The 9,987-nt window shown below is 64.9% G+C and carries 10 protein-coding genes; all 10 read left to right on the top strand.

Features of this window, described 5'->3' with window-relative positions; all coding sequences use genetic code 11:
* The coding region (locus OWM54_RS43195) for a type IV secretion system protein (RefSeq protein ID WP_267701307.1) at positions 1-1,221 on the top strand (1,221 nt) is incomplete at its 5' end.
* Positions 1,222-1,227: 6 nt separating this feature from the next.
* Positions 1,228-1,914, top strand: a complete 687-nt coding sequence (trbF, locus tag OWM54_RS43190) for a conjugal transfer protein TrbF (protein ID WP_267701306.1) — start codon at positions 1,228-1,230, stop codon at positions 1,912-1,914.
* Complete coding sequence (trbG, locus tag OWM54_RS43185) at positions 1,911-2,921, top strand: P-type conjugative transfer protein TrbG (RefSeq protein WP_267701305.1); 1,011 nt, start codon at positions 1,911-1,913, stop codon at positions 2,919-2,921. Before trbF ends, trbG begins: the two co-directional genes overlap by 4 nt.
* 112 nt (positions 2,922-3,033) lie before the next feature.
* Positions 3,034-4,350 (top strand): TrbI/VirB10 family protein, encoded by a 1,317-nt coding sequence (locus OWM54_RS43180; protein WP_267701304.1) that lies wholly within the window; start codon positions 3,034-3,036, stop codon positions 4,348-4,350.
* A gap of 147 nt (positions 4,351-4,497) precedes the next feature.
* Complete coding sequence (locus OWM54_RS43175; RefSeq protein ID WP_267701303.1) at positions 4,498-6,621, top strand: DNA topoisomerase III; 2,124 nt, start codon at positions 4,498-4,500, stop codon at positions 6,619-6,621.
* A gap of 29 nt (positions 6,622-6,650) precedes the next feature.
* Entirely contained in the window at positions 6,651-7,079 is a 429-nt protein-coding gene (locus OWM54_RS43170) for a single-stranded DNA-binding protein (RefSeq protein WP_267701302.1), read from the top strand.
* A 19-nt stretch (positions 7,080-7,098) separates the two neighbouring features.
* On the top strand, positions 7,099-7,434 hold the full coding sequence (locus OWM54_RS43165; protein WP_267701301.1) for a hypothetical protein: 336 nt from the start codon (positions 7,099-7,101) through the stop codon (positions 7,432-7,434).
* A gap of 11 nt (positions 7,435-7,445) precedes the next feature.
* The gene (locus OWM54_RS43160; protein ID WP_267701300.1) at positions 7,446-8,441 is read left to right on the top strand and encodes a toprim domain-containing protein; all 996 of its coding nucleotides are present in this window, start codon (positions 7,446-7,448) and stop codon (positions 8,439-8,441) included.
* A gap of 443 nt (positions 8,442-8,884) precedes the next feature.
* Positions 8,885-9,382 carry a conjugative transfer signal peptidase TraF gene (gene traF / locus OWM54_RS43155; RefSeq protein ID WP_267701299.1) on the top strand — a complete coding sequence of 166 codons (498 nt, stop codon included), beginning with the start codon at positions 8,885-8,887 and terminating at the stop codon, positions 9,380-9,382.
* Between the two features lie 113 nt (positions 9,383-9,495).
* Positions 9,496-9,930, top strand: coding sequence for a hypothetical protein (locus OWM54_RS43150; RefSeq protein ID WP_267701298.1), 435 nt, complete (start codon positions 9,496-9,498; stop codon positions 9,928-9,930).
* Positions 9,931-9,987: the final 57 nt, after the last annotated feature.

The raw sequence follows: 9,987 nt of genomic DNA, 5'->3' as shown, positions 1-9,987 counted from the left end.
AAGGGGGTTCCCGATGGCTTCAAGAAGGCGTTCTTCCTTGGCGGCTGGGCCTGGGTGATTCAGAGCTACCCGACCCTGGTCCATGTGTTCGTGTCGTCGCTGATACGTCTCGGGTTCGTCGCCGTTGGGAGGGGCGGTGATGAGTCGCTGATGTTCGACCCCTCGACGATTGCGGCCTACGGCCTCGACGCGACTGCAGTCCTTGTCACGCAACTGGGTGACAAGTCCTTCGGAGACCCACTGGCGGAGTCAATAGTATTTGGCCTCGCGTACCTGGTCATCATCGCGTGCTTCTTCGTGATGGCGATTCAGGTCTTCTTCGCGGTGATTGAGCACTACCTGTGGATGTGCCTTGCCGGCGTTGCGATGCCCTTTGGCATCTTCAAGCCGCTGGCATTCATCGCGGAGAAAGCTATCGGCGGTGTCGTCTCAAGTGCCTTCAAAATGATGACGCTGGCCCTGGTCGTTGGCGTTGTAGAGCCCCTCCTTCGGAACCTCCGATTCTCGAAGGACGTGATTACCTACAACGAGCTCTGCGCCATGATGTTGACCGTCGGCGCCCTGGCGTTTCTGTTCTGGAAGGCTCCGCAGGTCGCTGCAGGGTGGCTGGGTGGTGCCCCGTCGCTGAGCGCCGGTGACACTGCTCACACGGGGGCTGCAGCTGGCCAGAACGCGGCGAAGGCGGCGGAGAGCACTGGCATCGTCGATGGTGTCAAAGCGCTCGCAGGTGCCGTCGGTGGTGGGGCAATGACAACTGCGGGAGTCCTCGCTCAAGGCGCGAAGATGGGCGCCGCGGCTTCGGAGGGCGGAGGGCTTGGCGCTCGCCTCACTGGTGGCCTCGGCGGCGCGTTCAAAGCTGCCCAGGGGGCACTCGTGAACGGCGTAGGAGGTGCGGCCGATGGCGCAGCCGGGCCGATGATGGAGAAGTTCCGGCGCGGGCAGCTCGCCGCGATTGAGGCGCTCAATCCGTCGGCGGAGGCACCAGGCGGCCAATCTGGTGAGGCTCCATCCACCCCGCCCACCTCACTTTCGGAGATGCCCGGTGCGAAGGGCCCGCTTCCGGCTGGAAGCCCCACCCCGCCGAATGGCCCGGATGGCGGTGATGCCGGTCGCCCGGCCGCAACGCCGGACGCTCCTGCATGGGCTGCGGACGCCGCCAAGCAGCTCAACGCCCTCCCTCAGTCTCCCCCCGTGAACCCGACGCGCAAGTACGGAGCGTGACACGCCATGGCTCAACCCTCACCGAACTATGGACCCAGCAAACCAATCGACACGCCGTTCCGGCGCGCCGCGAAGGAGTGGGACGACAGAATAGGGAGCTCGCGTGTCCAGGCCGCCAACTGGCGACTGGCGACCTTCGGCGCCGGCCTCATCGCGCTCATCGCCGTGATGGGCGTCATCTTCCTTGGCTCACGGCCGAGGTACGTGCCGCATGTCATCGAGGTCGACCAGGTCGGAGCGGCCACCTACCGCGGGCCCGCGGGAAAGGTGGCGGAGGAGTACAAACCGACCGACGCCGTCATCAGGTTCCACCTTCGCCGGTTCCTCACTGCAATCCGCAGCATCTCCGCGGACACAGCAGTGGTGAAGCGCAACTGGGAGGAGGCCTGGCTGTTGACGTCCCGCACTGCACAGGTGGCGCTGGGGAAGTACGCGCGTGAGAACAACCCCATCGCACGGTCAGCCAAGGAGCGAGTGACCGTCGAGGTGAAGTCGATGGTCCAGGTGTCCCAGGGCACATGGCAGGTCGACTGGCTCGAGACGACCTGGGACGAGCGCGGGAGCCCGCGCGACGAGTCCTTGTGGCGCGGGATGTTCACCGTGGCCCAGCACCCCGTCGAGTCCGAGTTGCAGCTCGCGGCAAACCCGCTCGGGCTGCTTGTCGAAGAGTTTCATTGGGACCGTCTCAAATGAAGAGGAGCAACACCGTCATGCACAACACCCGCTGCCTGCTGTACTCCATCCTGTTCGCAACCACCGTTGCGTGCACCACCTCCTCTCCTGCTCAGCGGTCGGCGCCCGAGACGTACGTGCCCGCGAAGCCAATCGTCGAGCCTGCCGCTGCGCCGCCGGTGGCCTCTCCCCAGGTTGCGCCACAGCAGTTCATCAGGAAGCTCCCGGACCCGAGCTCGAGCAGACCATCCGCTCCTCAGCGCCCCGAGGCTGTCGTGGAGGCGGCAACTCGGCGAGCGACCCAAGGACCGGATGCCGACGGCTACTTCAACGCAATCATGCAGTACACCTACGAGCCCGGCGCCTTGTACCAAGTCTACGCCGCCCCATGCTGCGTCACGGACATCCAGCTCCAACCCGGCGAGAAGATTGTCGGGAAGCCTGTTGCCGGTGACACCGTGCGATGGAAGGCAGGCGTGGCGCAGGGCGCGGAAGGAGGACAGGAGGTGTGGCACGTCTACGTCCGGCCGCTGAAGGATGGGCTGCACACCACCCTCTCCATCAACACCAACAGGCGGACATATCGGTTGCAGATGAAGTCCTACCCGGAGACGTACATGGTGGCCGTCCAGTGGATGTATCCGCCCGAGGAGATGGAGATGATTGGGGACCCGTCTCAGGGCCCTATCGCAATGGCAGCTCCGAAGCCGCCCCCCATGCCGGTTGTCGATGTGGCGAACACGAACTTCGGCTACCGGATTGACGTGCTCCGGGGCAGCCCCTCATGGAAGCCGGTGAAGGCGTTCGACGACGGGCGGAAGACGTACATCTCGTTCCCAACGTCCATCGTGAACCGCGAGGCGCCCGCGCTCTACGTGATGAGCCGCGACAACAAGCCTGAGATGGCGAACTACAGGATTCGAGGCAACGTCTACGAGGTTGACCGCCTCTTCGACGCTGCGGAGCTGCGCTTGGGGCAGAACGACCAGGACGTCGTCCGCGTCGTCCGCACGACCACTGACAACTGAGGACGAAATGGCCAACCCAGGGCACCGCCAACTTCCGCCTCCCGACTCGCAGAGTTCCTCGGGTGGCAAGGTTCTTCCCCTCCCTACTGCCAGCGGCAAGGCGCATGGTGGAGTGACGAACCTCACGGACATTCACAAGAGCAAGGTGTCGCCGGACGACGAGCGACTGAGGCTTCCTCGCAAGCGTGGCCGTACCCTGCGCAAGGGGCCGCTGATTGCCGGTGCTGCAGTCGCCGGCGTGGCGCTGCTGGCCGCCGTCTCGGCGGTCCTCGAGGAGCCAGCTCCCGCGGAGTCTGCGGAGCGGCAGACGAAGCCTTCCGTTGTGACGGTCGCTGGGGGGCTGTCTCCAGGGAAGCCGTTGCCGGAGATGCCGGAGGCCGCTCCTGCGCTGCCGGACGTCATTCGGGCCGCGCCGGATGTCCCAACGCTCCCTACGCCTCCGCCTGACATCGACCTGGAGAGCATGGAGCAACCAGGTCGCCGTCTCCCGGTTGCCGTAGCGGTCAAGGAGCCACTGGTGCTTCCGGCCGGGCCCACTCCAGGGCCGCTCCGGGGCGTTGGCGCCACTCCGGCCGGCAGCCCTGAGCAGCAGCGGTTGTTGGAGATGGAGCTCGAACAGGAACTCCAGGCACGCACCAGCGACTTGTTCTTCGGGGGCGGAGGTGGGGATGACGCCATGGGTGGCTCCTCGCCCAACATGCTGGCGGCGGCTCCCGGTGCGGCTCCGCAGGGAGGTGCTCAGGGGGCGGGAGGCCACGGTGCTGGAAGTGGGGAGGACCCGAATCTCCAGGGGCGCAAGATTGCGTTCGTCGAGAGTCGAAGCGGGAACGTCGGCAAGGCGATGACACGCGCGCCTGCTGGCCCGGTTGTGCATGCGGGCACTTTGATTCCTGTGACCTTGATTTCCGGCATCAACACCTCCCTGCCGGGCCTCATCAAGGGCCAGGTGACGTCTCAGGTCTATGACTCGGTCACCGGAACGTCGGTGATGATTCCCCAGGGCTCGACCGTCCTGGCGAAGTACGACTCGATGGTGGCATACGGCCAAGAGCGCGTGCTGCTCTGCTGGGACAGGCTGATTCGGCCCGATGGTTCGAGTGTGGACCTCGAGTGCATGCCGGGAGTCGACACCCAGGGTTACACCGGAGTGGCCGACGACGTGGACAACCACTGGGGCCGGATTGCGACTGGCGTGGTGCTCTCCTCGCTGCTGTCAGCCGCCACTCAGGCTGCGACGGGGGTCGGCGGCCTCAATCCGTCCTTGCCGCAGCAGTGGGCTGCAGGGGGCGCGCAGGCCGTAAACTCAGCCGGCCAGCGGCTGACGCAGAAGAACATGGACGTGCAGCCCACCCTCACAATCCGTCCGGGCTTCAAGGTGAACGTCCTGGTCTCCAAGGACCTTTACCTGACGCCCTACCCGACCGAGTAGCGAACTGCATTGAGGGGCGAGCGACGGAGAGGGCCGGTCCGCAAACGCGGGTCGGCCCTTTCTCGTTTCCTGGGAGGTCTGTCATACCATTGTAGTGCAGAAACTGTGATGCTATGGAAGTACGGACATTGTGTTGCTGGAGACCACATGGCCCTCATCATTGCCGAGAAACCATCGCTCGCCCGCGCGATTGCCGAGGCTCTCGACCCGAACCACCGCCGCCAGGGGAGCGCCATTCTGTTGTCGAATGGTGATGTGGTGGCGTGGTGCGTCGGCCACATCCTGGAGATGGCGCCACCCGCTGCGTACGCGGAAGACTTGAAGCGCTGGGACCTCGCTCCGTTGCCCATTGTCCCCACGAAGTGGCTCCTCGTTCCCAAAGAGGAGGAACTTCTCAAGGGGCTGACCGCGCTCATCGGGAAAGCTCAGCGGGTTGTCCACGCGGGTGACCCGGACCGTGAGGGGCAGTTGCTGGTGGATGAGGTCCTCGACTTCGTCGGCTTTCGAGGGCCGGTTGACCGAGTCCTCCTCCGGGATTTGAACCCTCCGGCCATTCGCGCGGCCTTCGGTGCGCTGCAGCCCAACGCCCGCTTCAAGTCCCAGAGCGAAGCAGCCCTTGGCCGCCAGCGAGCTGACTGGCTCGTCGGACTCAACCTCACGCGCCTCTACACTCTTCTCGGGCAGCAGGGGGGATACGACGGAACCCTCAGTGTCGGACGTGTTCAGACGCCACTTTTGGGTGTCATCGTTCGTCGAGACCTGGAGATTGCGGACTTCAAGCCGCGCCCCTTCTGGGTCGTCCAGGGGACGATGACGGCTGCGGCCGGGAGCTTCAGCGCTCAGTGGCGGCCACGCGACGAGGATGCACCCCATCTCGACGAAGATGGTCGACTCTGTAGCCTCGAGCGTGCCCAGAAGGTCCAGGCACGAACCGAGGGTCAGCTTGGCAAGGTGACGCGAGCAACCCGGAAGAAGGTGCTCGAGGCTCCTCCGCTGCCGTACTCCCTGGGCGACTTGCAGATTGAGGCGAACCGGCAACTCGGCCTGTCGACGAAAGAGGTCTTGGACATCGCGCAGCGTCTCTACGAGACGCATCGACTCACGACGTACCCCCGCAGCGACTGCTCGTATCTTCCGGAGAGCCATCACGCCCAGGGACCTCAAGTGGCACGGGCAATCGCGAAGGTCCTCCCGGCGCTGGGTAGCCACGTGGCTGGAGCCGACTACTCCCTCCGCTCGAAGGCGTGGAACGACGCGAAGGTCACCGCGCACTTCGGCATCATCCCAACCCCCACGGAGTCAGCACCGAGCGGCCTGGCCGAGCAGGAACTGCGCGTCTACGACCTCATCGCGCGGCGCTACCTCCAGCAGTTCTATCCAGCCCACGAGTTTCTTCAGGCTGAGCTGGAGATTGTGGTTGCTGGCGAGTACTTCCGTGCGACGGGCCGCCAACCTGTCCTTCCTGGTTGGCGGAAGCTCCAGCCTGCCAGCAACAGCCAGGCGGAAGAGGCTGGTGAGGGCGAGGAATCTGCGCCGGCTGCGACTCCTCTTCCTCCCCTCAACGAGGGGGAGATGGTCAAGGCCGCGCCCGTCAGCATTCTTGAGCGGACGACCAAGCCACCGAAGCCGTTCACGGAGGCGACACTGACGGCTGCGATGATCAACATCGCCAAGTATGTAACGAACCCCAAGGTACGAGAGCTGTTCCAGAAGGTGCAGGCAGGTGTCGAGGGGGATGCCCGCGGCATCGGTACGCCAGCAACACGCGCCAACATCATCGAGACGCTCTTCGAGCGGAGCTTTGTCGAGCGGAAGGGGAAGTCGGTCATCTCGACGGACACTGGCCGTGCCCTCATCAAGGCGCTGCCGGATGTAGTGACGACTCCTGACCTGACTGCCCTCTGGGAGGATGCCCTCCAGCGAGTTCAATCAGGGGACGGAAAGGTGACTCTCGACCGCTTCATCGCGGGAGTCACCACGCAGCTCCGCTCCTTGGTGGAGAAGGCTCGCCAACAGGGCCCACTCACCATCACCGCAGCCCATCCCTGCCCGAAGCAGGGATGCAGTGGGAGCCTCCGCGCACTGAAGGGCAGCAAGGGGCCGTTCTGGAGCTGCCGCGTCTGCCGCTCGACGCTTGAGGACGCGAAGGGCAAGCCAGCAGCACCCGGCGCCGCGCGCGCCGGAGGGAAGCGTCCGAAGAAGACAGGGCCGCGGATGCGCGGATCCCCCGCTGCCAAAGCTGGGGCGCGCAAGCCCTCCCCCTCCACTTGAAGCACCTACGCAACCACCAGGAGAACAAGATGGAAGGCATCAACAAGGTCATGCTGATTGGAAACCTCGGCGCCGACCCGGAACTGCGGAAGACTCATGGCGGCAAGTCCGTCGGGAACATCCGACTCGCTACGACGACGACGTACGGGGAGAAGGGCGGCACGCGGAAGGAGCGAACCGAATGGCACCGCATCGTCGTTTGGGGGCGGACGGCTGAGCTCTGCCATGAACACCTGACGAAGGGGCGCCAAATCTACGTCGAGGGGGAACTGCAGACGCGGGAGTGGAAGGACACGGAGGGCCACACGCACTACGCCACCGAAATCGTCGCCTCGCAGGTGCGGTTCCTTGGTCACCGCGCCGAGCCGAAGCCAACCGGGTCGAGTGGCGTGGGGCCGGACGCGGCCGCGCGAGGTGGCGAGCCGCCTCCGTTCTCTGACGAAGATGTCCCCTTCTGATGTGAGCGAGGAACTCTGAATGTCCCCTCTCGTCCTCATCTCCCAGGTCCAGCTCCTCATGGGCGCGTTCGCTCGCATCGAGGAGCTTGTAGAGCGGTGTCCCGACCTCAGCGGACGGGCCGCTGACGTTCGCTCGGTGACGTCACATGCCAGGCGTGACCTCGAGGAGCTTGCCGCAGGTGCCGGGATCCTCCTGGCGCGAAATGGGGCTTCGGACGGCTCGAATGTCTCTAGCACTGTCGGAGTCCTCTCGGAGGCGGCCACGCTGGTACAGGCGCTTCACGCCGGACTCAACGCTCGCCGCGCCACCATCATCGTGTTCCCTCCCCGCCCCCCTTCGCAGTCTCTTGGCTGATTGGACGACCCATGGACGACAACGAACTCCAGCGCTTCAAGTCCGAGATCAGTCTGCCGGAGTACGCGGCGACGCTCGGCTACACATTTTCACGGGAGGAGTCGAGTCGCGCTGCAGTCACGATGCGGCACCCCGCCACGGATGACAAAGTCATCATCAAGCGGAGCGGCGATGGGCACTTCGTCTACTTCTCGGTGCGTGACGACAACGACAACGGGACCATCATCGACTTCTGCCAGCGACGCAACCGGGGGTCACTCGGTCAGGTCCGCAAGGAGCTGCGGAGCTACATGGGCGATGTTCGGCCGAAGCCACCGCTTCCTGAGTACGTTCATGCCCTTGAGGTGGCTGATGCAGATCGGCCAGGAGTGCAGCAGAGGGTGAGGGCGATGCACCAGCCCGAGACGTCGCAGTACCTCAACAGCAGGGGCATTCGTCCGGAGACGCTCACGGACCCTCGTTTCGCTGGGACGTGGCGCGAGGACTCGCGCGGCAACGCCATCTTCCTCCACCGCGACGTCGAGGGGGTCTCTGGCTACGAGGTGAAGAACCGCGGGTATACGGGGTTTGCCAAGGGGGGCATCAAAGCGGTCTGGGCCAGCATCGCGAAGTCAACGGACAAGGTCCTCGTGCTCACCGAGGCCACGATTGATGCCTTCAGCTATCACCAGCTCCGCGGCGGGCCTGACCATCGCTACGCGTCGACGGGTGGCGCCCTCAGTCCCCATCAGCACGACCTCATCGCGCGGATGATTCGGAAGATGCCGGAGGATGGCGTCGTCATCACTGCGTTCGACAAGGATGCTGGTGGCGACAAGCTTGCTGCCACCTGCAAGGAGATTGCTGCGGCGGTGAACCCTCGCATCCGGGTCGAGCGGGCCGTGCCGAGCATCGGCAAGGACTGGAACGATGAACTCAAGGCCCGGGAGCAGGCCTACATCCGAACCGTCGAGATGCATCGCCGGAGGGCTGTAGGGCGTAGCCGGGGCGTCGAGCTCGCACGGTGAGGTGCTGAAGAAATGACGTCGGGGAGCGATGCCACGGCTGTTCAGCTCAGGGAGGCGCCTGCCCTCTCGTGCAGCCTCTTCCACGGGAGACCTCTTTCACAGCAGGCGGGCGCTCGCGGTCCCATCGCTCTCTTTGGGCCAGGCGCCGTCGTCGGGTACCTCGTTGTGCAGCACAATCGGCCTCGGTGCTGGGTGTTCCGGACCCAGCTCAGTGGCGTCGAGGGGGGGCGTCTCCACATCCCGGGGGTGTACCCGGACGCGACGAAGCTCATCGAGGTCAGCACCTGGGGCCGTGTCCGGCTGCTGCGCTCGCTCTTCGAGCACCTTGAGCGCGTCGGGACTGTCGTCGAGCAGTTGCCCGACTCCTTCTTTCTTCGTGTGGCGACCGTCCTTGGCGGTCGCATCCCTTCGGCCAAAGTCCTCCCCTCGCTTCTCACCCGCCCATGAAATCTCTGCGGACTCTCTTCATCCTCTGGGCGGCCGCGCTCGGTGCGGTTGCGTTGGCCTGCCTCATCTGCAGCCACCTCATCGTCAACGAAACGCCGAGCATGCCCTTGGGCATCTACTGGCGAACGAGCCCACGGAGCCCTGAGCGAGGAATGCTCGTCGCTTTCCCTGTTCCTTCTGCGGTTCGTGGAATGGTCGAGGACCGTCGCTACCTGCGTCCGGGCGCCTTCCTCGTCAAGCCGGCTGCTGCCGTCGAGGGTGACGAGGTGTGCACCCTCAACGGGCAACTGCTCATCAACGGTGTCACCCGTGGGGAGATTCTCCCCCTGGATTCCTCTGGTCGGCCGCTGCCCTCCACCGCCTTCTGCGGTGTCGTCCCCCACGGTTTCTTTCTCCCCGTCGGCACACACCCCAAGAGCTTCGATGGGCGCTACTTCGGGCTGGTGGCAGCCGCTGAGGTTCGTGGAGAGGTGGTACCGCTTTGGACGTACTAGCCCTTATCGCGTCTTGCAGCCTCTACACTCCTGACCCCACGTTGGTGCATGCCATCGTCCGGGTCCACAGTCGCGGTCTGCCGCACTTCGTGGCGGACACTTCTCGCCGCAACATGCCGACCTATGCCCTCAGCCGTGCAGCGGGCGAGGCCGCGCTTGCGAAGCTGACTGCCGCTCGTGGGACAGCCGTCATCGGTCTTCTCTCGGTGCCGAGCATTTGGGCGAGAACAGTTGGCGAGGCACCGGAGAGCCTCTTCGACGGATGCCAGAACATTCGCATCGGCTCGGCGCAGCTTGCGCACTTTGCGAAGGCCTGTGGAGATGAGTCACCTGGCTCGTCGCCGGAGAGCCTCCGGTCGTGCATCGCAGACCTCTACGGCCAGGCCATCGGTGTGCCGGAACTGTCGGACGCGGTGGCGACCTCAATCCGGTACTGGAAGTCGGCGAAGGTAGCGGGTCACGCGAAGAGCACGAGCACAGCTGCCGACCCGGACGAGGCCGCTAGCGACTTCTTCCTCGAGCTGAGTGACGTTACGGCGGGAGAGTAGAGAGGGGCTCTTTCTCCTACTGCCCCAGTGCTGGGTGGCGCGCGGAGCTGAGGAGCA

Source organism: Myxococcus sp. MISCRS1 (genome assembly GCF_026626605.1).
In the GTDB taxonomy this organism is placed as follows: domain Bacteria; phylum Myxococcota; class Myxococcia; order Myxococcales; family Myxococcaceae; genus Myxococcus; species Myxococcus fulvus.
This window is presented reverse-complemented; position numbering and strand designations above follow the sequence as displayed.